Origin of the sequence: Streptomyces sp. NPDC046557 (assembly GCF_040645975.1) — a bacterium.
Lineage (GTDB): Bacteria > Actinomycetota > Actinomycetes > Streptomycetales > Streptomycetaceae > Streptomyces.
In genome coordinates this window covers 70,700-87,618 of sequence record NZ_JBEYZH010000025.1, presented here as the reverse complement: position 1 = coordinate 87,618, position 16,919 = coordinate 70,700, and the positions used below count along the sequence as shown (strand labels likewise).

At 71.1% G+C, this 16,919-nt stretch carries 18 protein-coding genes; all 18 read right to left on the bottom strand.

Annotated elements, in window-relative coordinates:
- Nucleotides 1–114 precede the first annotated feature (114 nt).
- The 18 genes from nusB to ABZ934_RS28630 all read right to left on the bottom strand — a co-directional run bounded on the left by nusB (nt 115) and on the right by ABZ934_RS28630 (nt 16,784).
- Nucleotides 115–543: a transcription antitermination factor NusB gene (gene nusB / locus ABZ934_RS28715; RefSeq protein WP_361318627.1), complete on the bottom strand. Its 429-nt coding sequence runs from the start codon at nt 541–543 to the stop codon at nt 115–117.
- Nucleotides 544–545: 2 nt separating this feature from the next.
- Nucleotides 546–1,112 carry an elongation factor P gene (gene efp / locus ABZ934_RS28710; protein ID WP_361318625.1) on the bottom strand — a complete coding sequence of 189 codons (567 nt, stop codon included), beginning with the start codon at nt 1,110–1,112 and terminating at the stop codon, nt 546–548.
- 59 nt (nt 1,113–1,171) lie between these two features.
- The gene (locus ABZ934_RS28705; protein ID WP_361318623.1) at nt 1,172–2,278 is read right to left on the bottom strand and encodes an aminopeptidase P family protein; all 1,107 of its coding nucleotides are present in this window, start codon (nt 2,276–2,278) and stop codon (nt 1,172–1,174) included.
- 98 nt (nt 2,279–2,376) lie between these two features.
- A complete protein-coding gene (locus tag ABZ934_RS28700) occupies nt 2,377–3,165 on the bottom strand; it encodes an AAA family ATPase (RefSeq protein ID WP_361318621.1) in 789 nt (262 codons plus the stop codon).
- A 108-nt stretch (nt 3,166–3,273) separates the two neighbouring features.
- Complete coding sequence (aroQ, locus tag ABZ934_RS28695) at nt 3,274–3,714, bottom strand: type II 3-dehydroquinate dehydratase (RefSeq protein WP_361318619.1); 441 nt, start codon at nt 3,712–3,714, stop codon at nt 3,274–3,276.
- Nucleotides 3,711–4,802, bottom strand: a complete 1,092-nt coding sequence (gene aroB / locus ABZ934_RS28690) for a 3-dehydroquinate synthase (RefSeq protein WP_361318617.1) — start codon at nt 4,800–4,802, stop codon at nt 3,711–3,713. The genes aroQ and aroB overlap by 4 nt, the downstream gene beginning before the upstream one ends.
- A complete protein-coding gene (locus ABZ934_RS28685) occupies nt 4,799–5,317 on the bottom strand; it encodes a shikimate kinase (protein ID WP_361318615.1) in 519 nt (172 codons plus the stop codon). Before ABZ934_RS28685 ends, aroB begins: the two co-directional genes overlap by 4 nt.
- Nucleotides 5,314–6,498 (bottom strand): chorismate synthase, encoded by a 1,185-nt coding sequence (gene aroC, locus ABZ934_RS28680; protein WP_361318613.1) that lies wholly within the window; start codon nt 6,496–6,498, stop codon nt 5,314–5,316. The genes ABZ934_RS28685 and aroC overlap by 4 nt, the downstream gene beginning before the upstream one ends.
- 114 nt (nt 6,499–6,612) lie before the next feature.
- Nucleotides 6,613–6,777 (bottom strand): hypothetical protein, encoded by a 165-nt coding sequence (locus ABZ934_RS28675; RefSeq protein ID WP_361318611.1) that lies wholly within the window; start codon nt 6,775–6,777, stop codon nt 6,613–6,615.
- 67 nt (nt 6,778–6,844) lie between these two features.
- On the bottom strand, nt 6,845–7,669 hold the full coding sequence (locus ABZ934_RS28670; RefSeq protein ID WP_361318609.1) for a shikimate dehydrogenase: 825 nt from the start codon (nt 7,667–7,669) through the stop codon (nt 6,845–6,847).
- Nucleotides 7,670–7,675: 6 nt separating this feature from the next.
- Nucleotides 7,676–9,409 carry an endolytic transglycosylase MltG gene (gene mltG, locus ABZ934_RS28665; RefSeq protein WP_361318607.1) on the bottom strand — a complete coding sequence of 578 codons (1,734 nt, stop codon included), beginning with the start codon at nt 9,407–9,409 and terminating at the stop codon, nt 7,676–7,678.
- Nucleotides 9,410–9,534: 125 nt separating this feature from the next.
- Nucleotides 9,535–10,005, bottom strand: a complete 471-nt coding sequence (gene ruvX / locus ABZ934_RS28660; protein ID WP_361318605.1) for a Holliday junction resolvase RuvX — start codon at nt 10,003–10,005, stop codon at nt 9,535–9,537.
- A gap of 2 nt (nt 10,006–10,007) precedes the next feature.
- Nucleotides 10,008–12,692 (bottom strand): alanine--tRNA ligase, encoded by a 2,685-nt coding sequence (gene alaS, locus ABZ934_RS28655; protein WP_361318603.1) that lies wholly within the window; start codon nt 12,690–12,692, stop codon nt 10,008–10,010.
- A complete protein-coding gene (locus ABZ934_RS28650) occupies nt 12,692–13,054 on the bottom strand; it encodes a DUF6167 family protein (RefSeq protein WP_361318602.1) in 363 nt (120 codons plus the stop codon). The genes alaS and ABZ934_RS28650 overlap by 1 nt, the downstream gene beginning before the upstream one ends.
- A gap of 8 nt (nt 13,055–13,062) precedes the next feature.
- Nucleotides 13,063–13,491, bottom strand: a complete 429-nt coding sequence (locus tag ABZ934_RS28645; RefSeq protein ID WP_361318601.1) for a DUF948 domain-containing protein — start codon at nt 13,489–13,491, stop codon at nt 13,063–13,065.
- A gap of 181 nt (nt 13,492–13,672) precedes the next feature.
- On the bottom strand, nt 13,673–14,284 hold the full coding sequence (gene rpsD, locus ABZ934_RS28640; protein WP_030026606.1) for a 30S ribosomal protein S4: 612 nt from the start codon (nt 14,282–14,284) through the stop codon (nt 13,673–13,675).
- A 491-nt stretch (nt 14,285–14,775) separates the two neighbouring features.
- Nucleotides 14,776–16,131 carry a replication-associated recombination protein A gene (locus tag ABZ934_RS28635; protein ID WP_361318600.1) on the bottom strand — a complete coding sequence of 452 codons (1,356 nt, stop codon included), beginning with the start codon at nt 16,129–16,131 and terminating at the stop codon, nt 14,776–14,778.
- A 41-nt stretch (nt 16,132–16,172) separates the two neighbouring features.
- Nucleotides 16,173–16,784 (bottom strand): vitamin K epoxide reductase family protein, encoded by a 612-nt coding sequence (locus ABZ934_RS28630; protein WP_361318598.1) that lies wholly within the window; start codon nt 16,782–16,784, stop codon nt 16,173–16,175.
- Between the last annotated feature and the right edge of the window lie 135 nt (nt 16,785–16,919).

The window sequence follows — 16,919 nt, the reverse complement described above, 5'->3', positions numbered from 1 at the left end:
GGGCGGCGAGCCAGAGGTTCTCGACGGCGAGGGCCGAGGAGTACGGGGCCATCTGCGGCTCCCGCGACGCCGTGAAGCGTCGCGGGCCCTCCGTTCCGACCGGTCTGCCGCGAACTACTCGCGGCGCAGACTCGGCTTGAGGTCCTTGAACCGGCCCAGCAGCCCGTTCACGAACGAGGGCGACTCGTCCGTGGAGAACTCCTTGGCCAGCTGGACGGCCTCGTCGATCGCCACGGCGTCCGGGGTGTCGTCCACCCAGATCAGCTCGTACGCGCCGAGTCGCACGATGTTCCGGTCCACGACCGGCATGCGGTCGAGGTCCCAGTCCACGGCGTAGGTGACGATCAGGTCGTCGATGCGGTTCACCTTGTCGGCGTACCCCTCGACAAGATCCATCGTGAAGGCGTTGACCGGCGGCTGCCGGTCGTCCGACCGCGCGTGGCGGATCCAGTCCGCGAGGACCTCGCGCACGGGCACGTCGCGCTGATCGGCCTCGAAGAGGATCTGGAAAGCGCGCTTTCGCGCGTTGCTCCGGGCAGCCACGGTTAGCTGTTCACCCGGCCGAGGTAGTCGCTGGTGCGGGTGTCGACCTTGATCTTCTCACCGGTGCTGACGAAGAGCGGCACCTGGATCTCGTGGCCCGTCTCCAGCGTCGCCGGCTTGGTGCCACCGGTGGAGCGGTCGCCCTGGACGCCCGGGTCGGTGTGCTGGATGACCAGCTCGACGGCGGCCGGCAGCTCGACGTAGAGCACCTCGCCCTCGTGGCGGGCCACGGAGGCGGTGAAGCCCTCGATGAGGAAGTTGGCGGCGTCGCCGACGACCTTCTTGTCGACCATCAGCTGGTCGTAGGTCTCCATGTCCATGAAGACGAAGTAATCGCCGTCCATGTACGAGAACTGCATGTCACGGCGGTCGATGGTGGCCGTCTCGACCTTGGTGCCGGCGTTGAAGGTCTTGTCGACGACCTTGCCGGAGAGCACGTGCTTGAGCTTGGTACGCACGAAGGCCGGGCCCTTGCCGGGCTTGACGTGCTGGAACTCGACGACGGACCAGAGCTGGCCCCCGTCGAGCTTCAGCACCATGCCGTTCTTGAGGTCGTTCGTGGAAGCCACGGTTGCGGAATCTCCTGCACTGGAAGACCACGGGTGCGCGCACAGCCCGGTCGAGCGGGCTACAGCGCGAGCAGTTCCTTGGTCGTAATGGTGAGTAGCTCTGGACCGCCGTCCGCCTCGGGGCGTACGACGAGCGTGTCATCGATCCGGACACCTCCCCGGCCCGGGAGGTGAACCCCCGGTTCGACGGTGACCGGCACGCAAGCGTCCAGTTTACCCATGGCCGTAGGTGCAAGCTGCGGGTCCTCGTCGATTTCGAGGCCCACACCGTGTCCGGTGGACGCGGCCAGCGCCTCGCCGTGCCCCCCGGAGTCCACCACGGAGCGCGCCGCGTGGTCGACGTCGCGGTAGGCGGCGCCCGGCACGAGGGCCTCACGGCCGGCCCGCTGGGCGGCGAAGACGAGGTCGTACAGCTCGATCTGCCACGCGGCCGGGGTGGTGCCGATCACGAACGTACGGCCGATCTCGCAGCGGTAGCCCCGGTAGTTCGCGCCCAGGCACACGGAGAGGAAGTCCCCCTCCTCGACCCGGCGGTCGGAGGGCCGGTGCCGGGATCGGCCGGAGTGGGGGCCCGTGCCGACTGAGGTGGGGAAGGCGGGCCCGTCCGCCCCGTGGTCGACCAGGCGTCGTTCCAGCTCCAGCGCGAGGTGGCGTTCGGTGCGGCCGACGAGGATCGACTCCAAGAGCTCGCCGAGGGCCTGGTCGGCGATCTCGGCGGCGATCCGCAGGCAGGCGATCTCCTCCTCGTCCTTGACGAGACGCTGCTGTTCGACGGCGAGCCCGAGGTCCGCCAGGCGCAGCTTCGGCGCGACGGAGTGCAGGGCCCGGTGGCGGCCGACGGTGAGGTGGTGCTCCTCGACGGCGAGGGAGTCGGCCCGTACGGAGGCGGCCAGGTCGGCGGCGGCCACCGCGGGGTCCCCTCCGGGGACACCGAGCACGGTGACCCGCAGCTGCTCGTCGAGGCGGCCTTCGTCGCTCTCGCCGGTCGGCGCACCGCCGCAGAACAGCGCGTCCTCGGCCGGACCGACCAGCAGGACGGCTCCCGGCGGGGAGGCGCCGGTGAGGTAGCGGACGTTCGCCGGACGCGTGATCAGCGCGGCGGCGTTGCCCGCGGCGGCGCAGCGGTCGCGAAGCAGGGCCCGACGGGCCGCGTACACGTCTGACATGTATTCGAGCGTACGAGCGCACCGCCGATCCGGCCTGACGAGAGCCGCCGTCCGGGGCCGCGGGCCGTCCCCGGGCCGTAGGCCGCCGCCCCCGGCCGTCAGTGGGCGGGCGGACCTATGACGCGGGCCAGGGTCTCGTCCAGCGCGCGCGCCGTGCCCTCCACGTCGAGCTGGGAGTTGTCGATGATCGGCAGGCCCGACCCGTACCAGCCGGCCATCCGCCCGTGGATGCGGGCGACCTCCTCGTCGGAGAGCCTGCGGTTCCCGGAACGGGCCGCGTTGCGCTCCAGGACGACCTCCAGGCCGGGCAGGAGGACGACCGGCAGCAGGGCGGGGCCCACGTGCCGCTTCCAGCCGCCGAGCCCGACCACGGGCCGGTCCGGGAAGACGGCGTCGTCCAGGATGCAGGAGATGCCGTTCGCCAGGAAGTTGCGGGCGGCGAAGCCGCAGGTGCGGCGGGCGAGGCGGTACTGGGCCTCGGAGTGGTCGTTCCAGCCTGCCTGGGGGTCGGCGAAACCCGAGCAGACCCATTCGCGGACGTCGTCGAGGCTGACGTGGGCGGTCGGCACCGGCCGGGTGGCGGCCCAGTGCCGGGCGACGGTCGTCTTGCCCGCGCCCGCCGGGCCGATCAGCAGCACCGCGAGGGTGGCCGCGCCGGTCCCGGGGGCGACGGCGGGTGGCAGCGGGATGTGCCCGGTGGCGTCCTGACCGGGCGCCTGCGGGGGCGGCGGCGGAACGTATCCGCCGGGCTCCCGCGCCGGGGGCCGGGCGGAGGGCGGCTGCCCGGTCCCGGGCCAGCCCTGCGCCGAGGGTATGGGCGGCTGCGGGGGCGCCTGCGGATGCTGTCCCGACTGCCCCCAGCCGCCGCCCCCCACTCCTTGCTGCATCCGCTGCCACTCCGTCTCGTTCCGGCCACTGATGCGAGAACGTTATCTGACCGCGGGCGGCCTCCCGGCCACCCCGCGCGCCGAGGGCGCGCCGGGCGGCCGGGAGGGTCAGGCGTCGACTTCGTCAGCCAGCGCCCGTAGCGCCAGCCGGTACGAGCCCAGGCCGAAGCCCGCCACCGTCCCCGTGGCCACCGAGGCGATGACCGACGTGTGCCGGAACTCCTCGCGGGCGTACGGGTTGGAGATGTGCACCTCGATCAGCGGGGCGGTGCGCTGCGCCGCCGCGTCCCGCATGGCGTACGAGTAGTGCGTGAAGGCACCCGGGTTGATCACGACCGGGATCTTGCCGTCGGCCGCCTCGTGCAACCAGCGCACCAGCTCGCCCTCGTCGTTGGTCTCGCGGACCTCGACGTCGAAGCCGAGTTCCGCGCCCACCGTCCGGCAGCTCTCCACCAGCCCGGCGTACGAGGTGGCCCCGTACACGTCGGGCTCGCGCGAGCCGAGCCGGCCCAGGTTCGGGCCGTTCAGGACCAGGACGCGCCGGCTCACGCGGCGACCTCGCCGAAGGCGGCGAACAGCACCGCCGGGTCCGGGCCCTCCAGGACCGTCGGCTTGGCCAGCCCGTCGAGCACGATGAACCGCAGCAGGTCGCCGCGGGACTTCTTGTCGAGCTTCATCGTCTCCAGCAGCTTGGGCCACTGGTCGCCCCGGTAGGTCAGCGGCAGCCCGACGGAGGCGAGCACCGCCTTGTGCCGGTCCGCGGTCGCGTCGTCCAGCCGGCCCGCGAGCCGGCCGAGTTCGGCGGCGAACACCATGCCGACGGAGACGGCGGCGCCGTGGCGCCACTTGTAGCGCTCGTTCTTCTCGATGGCGTGCGCCAGCGTGTGGCCGTAGTTGAGGATCTCCCGCAGCCCGGCTTCCTTGAGGTCGCTGGAGACCACGTCGGCCTTGACCTGGATGGAACGGCGGATCAGCTCGGCGGTGTGCGGGCCGGCGGGCGTGCGGGCCGCCTCGGGGTCCGCCTCGATCAGGTCGAGGATCGCCGGGTCCGAGATGAAACCGGCCTTGATGATCTCGGCGAGGCCGCTGACGTAGTCGTGGACCGGCAGCGAGTCCAGGGCCGCGAGGTCGCAGAGCACACCGGCCGGCGGGTGGAAGGCGCCGACGAGGTTCTTGCCCTCGGCGGTGTTGATGCCGGTCTTGCCGCCGACGGCCGCGTCCACCATGGCCAGCACGGTGGTCGGGACCGCGATCCAGCGCACGCCGCGCAGCCAGCTCGCGGCGACGAAGCCCGCGAGGTCGGTGGTGGCACCGCCGCCCACGCCCACGATCACGTCGGTGCGGGTGAACCCGGACTGCCCAAGCGCCTTCCAGCAGTACGCCGCGACCTCTACGGTCTTGGCCTCCTCCGCGTTCGGCACCTGGATGGCGACGGCCTCGTAGCCCTGCGCCGCCAGGTCGTCCCGCAGCGCCTCGCCCGTCGAGGCCAGCGCCTCGGGGTGGATGACGGCCACGCGCCGGGCCTTCGGCCCGATCAGCGCGCCGAGCTCGCCGAGCAGTTGCCGGCCGACCAGCACGTCGTACGGCGCGTGTCCCGCGCTGCCGCCGACGTTGATCCGCGTCACCTGGTCTGTCATACGTCCTTCAACTCCAGAGCGTCGAGGACCGCCTGGGCGACCTCTTCGGGGGTGCGGTCGTCGGTGGTCACCACGACGCGCGCGACTTCGGTGTACAGGTGGCGGCGGGCGTCCATCAGCTCGCGCCACTGGCGGCGCGGGTTGACGGCGAGCAGCGGGCGCGCGGCGCCCAGGCCGACGCGCCGTACCGCTTCCTCGACGTCCATCGACAGGTACGCGACGGGCAGGCCGGCGAGCAGTTCGCGGGTACCGGCGTCGAGGATCGCCCCGCCGCCGAGCGCGAGGACTCCGTCGTGCTCGGCGACGGCGGCCGCGACCGCCCGCCGCTCCAGCTCACGGAAGTACGGCTCGCCCTCGTCGACGAAGACGTCGGCGATCTCGCGGCCCTGGGCCGCGACGATGTCGGCGTCCGTGTCCCGGTAGGGGACCCCGAGCCGCTCGGCGAGGAGTCCGCCCACCGTGGACTTGCCGGACCCCATGGGCCCGACGAGGACGATCAGGGGCCCGCCGGTCACCGGATCTGCAGGTTGTCGAGGTACGAGCGGACGTTGCGGCGGGTCTCGGGGACGGAGTCGCCGCCGAACTTTTCCACGACGGCGTCCGCGAGGACGAGCGCGACCATGGCCTCGGCGACGATGCCGGCGGCCGGGACGGCGCAGACGTCGGAGCGCTGGTGGTGGGCGACGGTCGCCTCGCCGGTCACGACGTCGACGGTGGCGAGCGCGCGCGGCACGGTCGCGATGGGCTTCATGGCGGCGCGCACGCGCAGCAGCTCGCCGGTGGTCAGGCCGCCCTCGGTGCCGCCGGAGCGGCCGGTGGTGCGCTTGAGGCCCTCGGGGGTGCTGACGATCTCGTCGTGGGCCTGCGAGCCGGGCACGCGGGCCAGCTCGAAGCCGTCGCCGACCTCGACGCCCTTGATGGCCTGGATGCCCATGAGCGCGGCCGCGAGGCGCGCGTCGAGGCGGCGGTCCCAGTGCACGTGCGAGCCGAGGCCGACGGGCACCCCGTACGCGAGCACCTCCACGACGCCGCCGAGGGTGTCGCCGTCCTTGTGGGCCTGGTCGATCTCGGCCACCATCGCCTTCGAGGCGTCCGCGTCGAGGCAGCGCACCGGGTCGGCGTCGAGCTTCTCGACGTCGGCGGGGGTGGGGTAGACCCCGTACGGGGCCTTGGCGGAGGCCAGTTCGACCACGTGGGAGACGATCTCGATGCCGGCGGTCTCCTTGATGAAGGACCGGGCGATCGCGCCGAGGGCCACGCGGGCCGCCGTCTCACGGGCGCTGGCGCGCTCCAGGATCGGGCGGGCCTCGTCGAAGCCGTACTTCTGCATGCCGGCGAGGTCGGCGTGGCCGGGGCGCGGGCGGGTCAGCGGCGCGTTACGGCCGGTGTCCTTGAGGAGGGAGGGGTCCACCGGGTCGGCCGACATGACCGTTTCCCACTTGGGCCACTCGGTGTTGCCCACCATCACCGCGATCGGGGATCCGAGGGAGAGCCCGTGGCGGACGCCGCCGAGGAAGGTGATCTCGTCCTGCTCGAACTTCATCCGGGCACCGCGGCCATAGCCGAGTCGGCGCCTGGCCAGGTGGTCGGCCACCAGCTCGGTGGTGACGGGGACGCCGGCGGGAAGGCCCTCCAGCGTCGCCACCAGGGCCGGTCCGTGCGACTCTCCCGCGGTCAGCCAACGCAACCTGCTCAACGATGCTCCTCATGCTCGCGCCTGGTACAGCCACGGCGCGATCAGGGTGCGCGGCCCGGACCCGCCGTACCCGATCCTCCCACGTCCGTACCCGTACACCGCGCTCCGGTCCAGCTATCGGACGGCCATCCCACGCCGACGCCACCACTGGAAACCCTCCCAGAGGGCCGCGACGGCCAGGAGGGAGCCGATGGTCCACTTCGCCCAGGCCGGAAGCGTACCGAGCAGCACCCGGGCGAACACCACGACGCCGTACGCCGCATCCCACCTGGATGCCATCACATGACCGGTCCCGATCGCGTCCACACGAACCCCCCTCGCCCTCCGGACACCGCCGGTTCCGACCCTAGCGGGCGGCGAGGGCCCGCTCTCCGGCGGCACGCATGGCGGCGAGCGGCCCGGGCGTGCGGCCGGTCATCTGCTCGACCTGGAGCACCGCCTGGTGGACGAGCAGGTCGAGGCCGCCGACCAGGGCGCCGCCGCGGCCGGACCAGGCGGCGGCCAGGGCGGTGGGCCAGGGGTCGTAGAGGACGTCGAACAGGGTGCCGGGGGCGGTGGGCACGGCGGGGGCCAGCTCGTCGGTGGCGCCGGCCGGGGTGGTGGCGACGACCAGCGGCGCGGCCAGCGCCTCGGCCGCGCGCGACCAGTCGGCGGTGCGGACGTCGACGCCGAGCCGCTCGCCCCAGCGGCGCATCTCGTCGGCCCGGGCGCGGGAGCGGACGTACGCGGTGACCTCGCCGGTGCAGATCCGCGCGAGCGCGGCCAGCGCCGAGGAGGCGGTGGCGCCGGCGCCGAGGATCGCGGCGGCCGGGACCTTCTCGACGCCGCGTTCGTGCAGCGCGGCCACGATGCCGGGGATGTCGGTGTTGTCGCCGAGCCGGCGGCCGTCCTCGGTGAAGACGACGGTGTTGACGGCCTCGACGGAGGCCGCGGTGCCACTGACGTCGTCGAGCAGCGGGATGACCGCCCGCTTGAGCGGCATGGTCAGGGACAGCCCGGCCCACTCCGGCCCGAGGTCGGCCATGAATCCGGGCAGCGCCGCCTCGTCGATCTCGAACCGGTCGTAGGACCAGTCGGCGAGGCCGAGCTCCCGGTACGCGGCGCGGTGCAGCACCGGCGAGAGGGAGTGCCCCACGGGCGATCCCAGCACCGCGGCCCGTATGCGTGACATGTACTGCTATCCGCCGTTCTTCTGCTTCTGCCGGTCGTTGAACTCCGCGACCAGTTTCTCGTGCTCGGCAAACGTCTTGGTGAAGGTCGTCTTCTGGCCGTCGATCGACACGAAGAACATCCAACCCCCCCGGTCGGGGTTGAGCGAGGCGTTCAGGGCGTCGGAGCCGGGGTTGCCGATGGGACCCGGCGGCAGACCCTTGTAAAAGTAGGTGTTGTAAGGGTGGTCGAGCGTCTTGGTCTCGGCGCGGGAGACGTTGATGTTGCTCGTGCCCTTGAGGTAGTTGATCGTGGAGTCGAATTCGAGCTTCTGGTTGGTGACGTCGTTGGTCTTCTTCAGGCGGTTGTAGATGACGTCCGACATCTTCCTGAAGTCGTCGTGGTTCATGCCTTCGGCGTTGACAAGGCTGGCGACGGTGACGACCTGCAGGGGGTTCTCCAGCCCAAGATCCTTGGCCTTGGCTTCGAGGCCGAGTGCCGTGTACTTGTCGCTCGCGTTCTTGACCATCTGCTTGAGCAAGACCTCGGGGGACATGGTCTTGGTCAGGTCGTAGCGTGTCGGGTACAGGAACCCTTCGAGCGGGTCCATGATCTTCGGGTTGCTGGCGGCCCAGGCCGGCAGGCCCAGGTTCTTGGCCTCGCGCTTGGCGATGTCCTGCGTAGTGCCCGGCGGTTTGTCGAGCTTGCTGTCGATCATCGCGTAGACGTCGACGTTTCGCTTGCCCTCGGGAATGATGATCACGTTCAGCTTCGAGGGGTCCGTCATCAGCGCGACGGCGGCGGCGGCGGACATCTTCTTCTTCAGCGGGTAGGTGCCCGGCTGGATGCCCTTGCCCTTGGGGGTGTTCGCGGCGCTCACGAACGCCTTGGCGCTCGCGACGACCCCGGCCTTCTGCAGGATGCTGCCCATCTGGCCGAGGGTGGCGCCCTTGGGGATCTCGACGTCGACCGTCTCTTCGAGGCCGGGGCCGGCGTAGTCCTCGCCCGGGCCGTACCGCTCCTTGATGTAGGTGTAGCCGTAGTAGCCGCCACCGCCGAGGACGGCGGTGGCCACAACGGCCGCGACCAGGCAGGACATGCCGCGGCGTCTGGGTTTGGCCTTCTTCGAACGGCCCGCGCGGCGGCCACCGCCGTCGGTGCGGCCGTCGTCGCCCTCGGGGAGCGCCGACTCCTCTTCGGTGTCGTCGGTGAGGACGTCGGTGTCCCGGCTCCCGGGCTCCGGTTCCAGGTGGCGCCGGCTCGGGGGCACCGGCGGCGGGAACGCCTCCGGGGTCGCGTACAGGTCGGGGGCCTCACCGGGGAAGCCGCCGCCGGTCTGTTGGGCGTACGGGTCCGCCCCCGCGTACGGGTCCACGACCGGCGCGGGCACGTCGGCGTACTGGCCCTGACCGGTGTCCCCCGGCCGGCCCCCGTACGCCGGCTGCGGCTGCGGCTGCGGCTGGTCGTTCGGCTGGTACTGCTGGTGCGGGAGGTAGCCCTCCTGCTGGTACTGCTGTTGCTGCTGGAACTGGTCCGGGTGCTGCTGGTACTGCTGCCCGTCCTGGAACTGGGGGGCCTGGAACTGCGGGTCCTGGAATTGGAGATCCTGGTGCTGCGGCGCCTGCGCGTACTGCTCCTGCGGGCCACCGGCGTAAGGCATCTGACCCTGCTGGGCCGGATGCCCGTTGTACCCCTGGTCCCCGTACAAGGGGTCCTCGGGGTGCCACGGTTCGGGGGCGCGGCCCCGGCCATACTCAGTCATCGATCCCCTAGAGCCGCGAGACGGAGGCAGCGGCTCTACGCCACGGCACCCGGTTCCGCCTCTGAAGTGGTGGGCGACGGCTGTTCGAATGCCGTCACATCGCGCGGAACGTTACCGTATCGCGATCAGACAACCACTTCGACGCACTCACCGGGCGGATTACCTGATACCCGTTCGGTCTCAAGAGCGTTCTGAAGGATCACCACGGCGGCCGCCTGGTCGATGACCGACCGCCCCTTCTTGGCGTTCTTCCCGGAGGCCCGCAGCCCCTGGGCCGCGGTGACCGTCGTCATCCGCTCGTCCACCAGACGGACCGTCACCGGCTTGATGCCCTTGGCGAGTTCGTTGGCGAAGACCCGCACCTTGGCCGCGGCCGGCCCCTCCCGCCCGCTGAGCGAGCGGGGAAGGCCGACCACGACTTCGAGCGGCTCGTACTCCTGCACGAGCTGCCGCAGCCGCCGGTGGGCGAACGGGATGTCCCGGCCGGGCACGGTTTCCACCGGTGTGGCCAACACCCCGTCGGGGTCGCAGGAAGCGACCCCGATCCGGGCGTCCCCGACGTCGATGGCCAGTCGGCGGCCGCGGCGCAGCGTCATCGTCAGGCCGTCTCGGCGACGAGGCGCTCGACCGCGGCGATGGCTTCCGGCACCGCGGCCGGGTTCTGGCCGCCGCCCTGGGCCACGTCGGGCTTGCCGCCACCGCCGCCGCCGAGGGTCTTGGCGGCGGTGCGGACCAGGTCACCGGCCTTGAGACCGCGCTCGCGGGCGGCCTCGTTGGTGGCGATGACGGTCAGCGGCCGGTCGTTCGCCACGGCGAACAGGGCCACGACGGCCGGCCGGCCACCCTGTCCCGAGATCTGACCGAGCCGTCCCCGCACGTCGAGGACCAGCTTGCGCAGGTCATCGGCGCCGGTGCCGTCGGGCACCTGACCGACGACGAGCGCCACGCCGCGGATGTCCTGGGCGTTCTCGGCGAGACCCGCGGCGGCCTGGAGGACCTTCTCCGCACGGAACTTCTCGATCTCCTTCTCGGCGTCCTTCAGCTTGCCGAGCATGGAGGCGATCTTCTCGGGCAGCTCCTCGGGACGGCCCTTGACCAGCTCCTGGAGCTGGGCGACGACCGTGTGCTCCTTGGCGAGGAAGTTGTACGCGTCCACGCCCACGAGGGCCTCGACGCGGCGCACGCCGGAGCCGATGGAGGACTCGCCGAGCAGCTTGACCAGACCGAGCTGGCTGGTGTTGCCGACGTGCGTACCGCCGCACAGCTCCTTGGAGAAGTCGCCGATGGTCACCACGCGCACGCGCTCGCCGTACTTCTCGCCGAACTCGGCGATGGCGCCCTGCTTCTTCGCCTCGTCGATGCTCATGATCTCGGCGGTGACGTCGAGCTCGCGGGAGAGCACGTCGTTGATCTTCTGCTCGACGTCGGTGAGGACCGAGCCGGGGACGGCGTTCGGCGAGCCGAAGTCGAAGCGGAAACGGCCGGGCGAGTTCTCCGAGCCGGCCTGGGCGGCCGTCGGGCCGAGGGCGTCGCGCAGCGCCTGGTGGGTCAGGTGCGTGGCGGAGTGCGCGCGGGCGATGGCCCGGCGGCGTCGGACGTCGATGGCGGCGTAGGCGGAGGCGCCCACGGTCACCTCGCCGACCTGCACCGATCCCTTGTGCACGGAGACACCGGGGACGGGCTGCTGGACGTCGCGGACCTCGATGACGGCGCCGGAGTCGAGCTTGATCCGGCCCTGGTCGGCGAGCTGACCGCCGCCCTCGGCGTAGAAGGGGGTGCGGTCCAGGACGACCTCGACTTCGTCGCCCTCGGAGGCGGCGGGCGCGGAGACGCCGTTGACCAGCAGGCCGACGATGGTGGACTCGCCCTGGGTGGTGGCGTAACCGGTGAACTCGGTGGCGCCGGAGCCGTCGGCGATCTCCCGGTAGGCGGACATGTCCGCGTGGCCGGTCTTCTTGGCCTTGGCGTCGGCCTTGGCCCGGTCGCGCTGCTCCTGCATCAGCCGGCGGAAGCCGCTCTCGTCCACGGAGAGGCCCTGCTCGGCGGCCATCTCCAGGGTGAGGTCGATCGGGAAGCCCCAGGTGTCGTGGAGCAGGAACGCCTTGTCACCGGGGAGGACGGTGCCACCGGCGGCCTTGGTCTCGCTGACCGCGGTGTCGAGGATGTTGGTGCCGCCCTTGATCGCCTTGAGGAAGGCGGCCTCTTCGGCGAGGGCGACGGTCTCGATGCGCTTGCGGTCGGTGATCAGCTCCGGGTACTGCTGCCCCATGGTGTCGATCACGACGTCGATGAGGTCCTTGACGACCGGGCCGGTGGCGCCCATGAGGCGCATGTTGCGGATGGCGCGGCGCATGATGCGGCGCAGCACGTAGCCGCGGCCCTCGTTGCCGGGGGTGACGCCGTCGCCGATGAGCATGGCGGAGGTGCGGATGTGGTCGGCGACCACGCGCAGGGAGACGTCGGAGCCCTGGGCGGCGCCGTACCGCACGCCCGTCAGTTCGGTGGCCTTGTCCATGACCACGCGCAGGGTGTCGGTCTCGTACATGTTCCGCACGCCCTGGAGGATCATCGCGAGACGTTCGAGGCCGAGGCCGGTGTCGATGTTCTTCGAGGGCAGGTCGCCGAGGATCGGGAAGTCTTCCTTCCCGTCGCCGGCGCCGCGCTCGTACTGCATGAAGACCAGGTTCCAGATCTCCACGTACCGCTCGTCGTTCACGGCCGGGCCGCCCTCGACACCGAACTCGGGGCCGCGGTCGTAATTGATCTCGGAACAGGGGCCACAGGGACCGGGGACGCCCATGGACCAGAAGTTGTCCTTCTTGCCCAGGCGCTGGATCCGCTCCTGCGGGACGCCGATCTTGTCACGCCAGATGGCCTCGGCCTCGTCGTCGTCGAGGTAGACGGTGATCCAGAGCTTCTCGGGCTCCAGGCCGTAGCCGCCGTCCGCCACGGAGCTGGTCAGCAGCTCCCAGGCGTACGTGATGGCGCCTTCCTTGAAGTAGTCCCCGAAGGAGAAGTTGCCGCACATCTGGAAGAACGTGCCGTGGCGGGTGGTCTTGCCGACCTCTTCGATGTCCGGGGTGCGGACGCACTTCTGCACGCTCGTGAGCGTGGGGGCCGGCGGCTTGACCTCGCCCAGGAAGTAGGGCTTGAACGGCACCATGCCCGCGGGCACCAGCAGCAGAGTCGGGTCGTCCGCGATGAGCGACGCCGAAGGGACAACGGTGTGACCGCGCTCCTCGAAGAAGCTCAGCCAGCGGCGGCGGATTTCAGCCGACTCCATCAGTGGTCCTCATTCCGGTTGTACGAGAGTTTCGGGCGGTGGGTGTTCTGGTCGTGCGGGTCGAGCGCGAGGGCCCGCGTCCGCCGGGGCCCGGGCAGGGCGGTGACGTTGTCGGTCAGGGCCGGGTGGTCGGGGTCCTGGTGCAGTCCCAGTGCGTCGTTCAGCTCTTCCTCGCGCTGCGTCATTCCCGCCTTGACGTCCAGGGCGAAGTCCTTGAGGCGGTGGCCCGCCTCGACGGCCTTGTCGGCGGCCTGCGCGGCGAGGCTCTCCGGGGTCAGCTTCTTGAGCTGCCGGTTGACCTTGGTGGTGGCCCACACGCCGGCGGCCGCGCCGGCGGTGAACCAGAAGGCTCGGCGGAACATCGGAGGTCTCAGCCCTTCTGCTTCCGGCGCCGGGCGCCCGGCACCGTACGGCCGACGATCACAGTGCGTCGGGGGGTCTTGGTGGGCTCGGCGTCGGTCCGGCCCAGGGCCTTGCGCACGCCGTAGCCGAAGGCCGCGACCTTGACCAGCGGGCCGCCGAAGGTGGAGGCCACGGTCGAGGACAGGGCGGAGGCGTTGGAGGTGACCTCCTGTACGTCGCTCGCGATCGCGTCGACCCGGTCGAGCTGGGTGCGTGCGGAGCGCACGGTCGTCGAGGCGTCCGCGAGCAGCGGGACGGCCTGTTCGGTCACGTCCGCCACGAGCTTGGTGGTCGCCTTGAGCACCTGGGCCAGTCTCGCCAGCGCCACGGCGAGGAAGGAGACCAGAATGGCCCAGAAGACGGCCACGAGGATCCCGGCCACCTCTCCACCGGACACGTTCGCACCGCTCTCTGCACGTTGATCACTGCGTATGAAAAGTCTTCTCCGACCCTATCGCGCCGGAGATCCCCGGCCGTACCGGAATACCGGCCCCGGCCGGGAAAGCAGGAAGCCCGCCGGCTCCCCCGAGGGGGAACCGGCGGGCTGACCAGCCTGTGAGGCTACGACCGCCGGAAGATCAGCGGGCGTAGTACTCGACGACGAGCTGCTCGTCGCAGATGACCGGGATTTCCTTGCGGTTCGGGTCGCGGTCCAGGCGGAAGGCCAGGGCCTTCAGGTTGACCTGCAGGTAACGAGGGGTCTCGCCCTCACCCGCGTAGCCACCCTCACGGGCAACCTGGAACGGAACCTTCTCGCGGCTGCGCTCGCGCACCGTGATCACGTCGTCCGGGCGGACGCGGAACGACGGCTTGTCGACCTTGGCACCGTTGACCTCGATGTGGCCGTGAACGACCATCTGGCGGGCCTGGTAGATGGTGCGGGCGATGCCCGAACGCAGGACCAGGGCGTCGAGGCGACGCTCGAGCTCGACGACCAGCGCCTCGCCCGTCTTGCCTTCGGCCTTCTTGGCGCGGTCGTAGGCGCGAGCCATCTGGCGCTCAGAGATGTCGTACTGGGCGCGCAGACGCTGCTTCTCGAGCAGACGAACCTTGTAGTCCGAGTTCTGCTTGCGGCCACGGCCGTGCTCGCCCGGCGGGTAGGGGCGGGCCTCGAAGTACTTGACGGCCTTCGGGGTCAGCGCAATGCCGAGGGCACGCGACTTCTTGACCTTGGGTCGCTTCTGGTTCACGTGGAACCTACCTCCATGTAGTTCAGGTGAGGCTTACCGTAACGAGGGGGACGTAATGTCTCGACCACATGGGATCCCCCTGCCCAGTGCGCATCGAAGTTCGGGTTCCAACGAAACGGAATCCGCTTTCGACGACGGTAGACAAGGTCAGCCGCGTCCCAGGGAAGGCGTTCGGCAGCTCACCGGAGCCGAACGCGTACGAACCCTCGTAGAGTCCAACGCCTCAGTATCCCCCACGTCGCCGGGTGCTCCTGACAGGCAGGGACCGACTCGGCGCGGGACAGGGGAACCGGCCGTTGCGGCCGTCACCCCGGACGGGGACGTGATCCTCCTTGTTCCCAAGGAATCCGCGGCCGCGGGGGCCGCCGCTCACATCCAGGACCACGACCCCTCGGCCGTGATCGGGATCACGGACGGGGCACCGGTGTCCGTGGACCATCGTATCCGAGAGCGCGGCGGGCGAGAGCCGCCCCGGCCGCCGGCCGGAGAGGTCAGCCGCGCTCGCCGCGCAGGCGTTCGCGGACCTTCTCCACCACGTCCGCGTACCGCGCCTCCGCGCCGTAGCGCGTCGGCTCGTAGTACCGCTTGTCCTTGACCGCGTCCGGCGCGTACTGCTGGGCGGCGATCGCGCCCGGCACGTCGTGCGGGTAGACGTACCCCACCGCGTGGCCCAGCTTGGCCGCGCCCTTGTAGTGGCCGTCCCGCAGGTGCGCCGGGACCGCGCCGGCCAGTCCGGCCCGTACGTCCGCCAGGGCCGCGCCGATGGCCGTCGTCGCGGTGTTCGACTTGGGGGCCAGCGCCAGGGCGATGGTGACGTGGGACAGGGTCAGGGCCGCCTCCGGGAAGCCGATCATGGCGACCGCCTGCGCCGCCGCGACCGCGAGCGGCAGGGCGGTGGGGTCCGCCAGTCCGATGTCCTCGCTCGCGGAGATCATCAGGCGGCGCGCGATGAACCGGGGGTCCTCCCCCGCCTCGATCATCCGGGCCAGGTAGTGCAGCGCCGCGTCGACGTCGGAGCCCCGGATCGACTTGATCAGGGCGCTCGCCACGTCGTAGTGCTGGTCGCCGTCCCGGTCGTACGTGACGGCCGCGCGGTCGACCGCCTCCTCCACCGTCCGCAGGGTGATCTCCGGCTCGCCCTTGGCGATCGCCGAACCGGCCCCCGCCTCCAGGGCTGTCAGCGCCCGGCGGGCGTCACCGCCGGCGATGCGCAGCAGGTGCGCCTCGGCGTCGGCCGGCAGGGTCACCGCCCCGCCCAGTCCCCGCTCCTCCGTGAGCGCCCGCCGCAGCAGCGCCCTCAGGTCCTCGTCCGTCAGCGGCTCCAGCGTCAGCAGCAGGGAGCGCGAGAGCAGCGGCGAGATGATCGAGAAGTACGGGTTCTCGGTGGTCGCCGCGATGAGGGTCACCCAACGGTTCTCGACGGCCGGGAGCAGCGAGTCCTGCTGCGCCTTGCTGAACCGGTGGATCTCGTCCAGGAAGAGGACGGTCTCCTTCCCGTACCCGCCGGCCGCCCGCCGGGCGCCCTCGATGACGGCGCGTACCTCTTTGACGCCCGCGGTGATCGCCGACAGTTCCACGAACCGCTTCTGCGTCGCCTGGCTGACCACGTAGGCGAGGGTGGTCTTCCCGGTGCCGGGCGGACCCCACAGGATCACCGAGGAGGCGCCCGCCGGTCCGCCGGCGCCTTCCCCGACCAGCCGCCGCAGCGGGGCTCCGGGTTTGAGCAGGTGCTGCTGGCCCACGACTTCGTCCAGGGTGCGCGGGCGCATCCGGACGGCGAGGGGCGAGGCGGACGGGTCCTTCTCCTGGCGGTCCTCGGCGGCGGCGGTGAAGAGATCTGGTTCCACACGGGAAGCCTATGCGAGGCCACCGACAGCCGAGGGGCCCGTCAGGAGGTCCAGAAGTCCCACCAGCGGGTCAGGATCAGCATCCCGATGATCCCGACGTGCAGGACGGGCAGCACCCACGGGAACTCGTCGAGGAAGCCGCGCAGCCATCCCGGGGCCGGCAGCATCCGGGTGCGCACGTTGTGGGCGGTGACGTACCAGAACATGAAGATCGTGGCGACCCAGGCGAGGCAGCACCACAGGCACAGCGAGTTGATGTGGTAGAGCGACTGGTACATCAGCCAGGTGCAGAAGCCGACGCCGAACAGCATGCCCGCGTTGAAGGTGAGCCAGTACCAGCGGCGAAAGCGCGCCCCGGCCAGCATGCTCATGCCGACGCAGATCACGATCCCGTAGGCGACCAGGCCGAGCATCGGGTTCGGGAACCCGAAGACGGCCGCCTGCTCGCTCTTCATGATGTTGCCGCAGGAGACGATCGGGTTCAGGCTGCAGCCCGGCGTGAAGTTCGGGTCCTCCAGCAGCTTGAACTTGTCGATGGTGATCACCCAGGCGGCCAGCAGCCCCGCCGCGCCGGTGATCACCAAGAGCAGCGCCAGGGCCCGGCTGCCGCCGAAGGTCCGGGCGGTGTCCGCTTCAGCGCCTGTTGTCGTCATCCCGCCCGCTCCACATCTGCAAGGTCATCAAGCACCGGCCATTGTGCCGTACGGGGCCGCTCCCGGGCCGTTCGTTGCGGATAAGGACGAATCCACGGGCCGCCGACGACGAGGGGGGCGAGCCGGGGACGCTCC

Bases quoted from the DNA above. Each gene is read 5' to 3' on its own strand.
- ABZ934_RS28675 (WP_361318611.1), bottom strand. From the start codon at position 6,777: ATGGCATCCAGGTGGGATGCGGCGTACGGCGTCGTGGTGTTCGCCCGG.
- ABZ934_RS28630 (WP_361318598.1), bottom strand. From the start codon at position 16,784: ATGACGACAACAGGCGCTGAAGCGGACACCGCCCGGACCTTCGGCGGC.
- mltG (WP_361318607.1), bottom strand. From the start codon at position 9,409: ATGACTGAGTATGGCCGGGGCCGCGCCCCCGAACCGTGGCACCCCGAG.
- aroB (WP_361318617.1), bottom strand. From the start codon at position 4,802: ATGACAGACCAGGTGACGCGGATCAACGTCGGCGGCAGCGCGGGACAC.
- alaS (WP_361318603.1), bottom strand. From the start codon at position 12,692: ATGGAGTCGGCTGAAATCCGCCGCCGCTGGCTGAGCTTCTTCGAGGAG.
- ABZ934_RS28705 (WP_361318623.1), bottom strand. From the start codon at position 2,278: ATGTCAGACGTGTACGCGGCCCGTCGGGCCCTGCTTCGCGACCGCTGC.
- ABZ934_RS28650 (WP_361318602.1), bottom strand. From the start codon at position 13,054: ATGTTCCGCCGAGCCTTCTGGTTCACCGCCGGCGCGGCCGCCGGCGTG.
- ruvX (WP_361318605.1), bottom strand. From the start codon at position 10,005: ATGACGCTGCGCCGCGGCCGCCGACTGGCCATCGACGTCGGGGACGCC.
- ABZ934_RS28700 (WP_361318621.1), bottom strand. From the start codon at position 3,165: ATGCAGCAAGGAGTGGGGGGCGGCGGCTGGGGGCAGTCGGGACAGCAT.
- ABZ934_RS28670 (WP_361318609.1), bottom strand. From the start codon at position 7,669: ATGTCACGCATACGGGCCGCGGTGCTGGGATCGCCCGTGGGGCACTCC.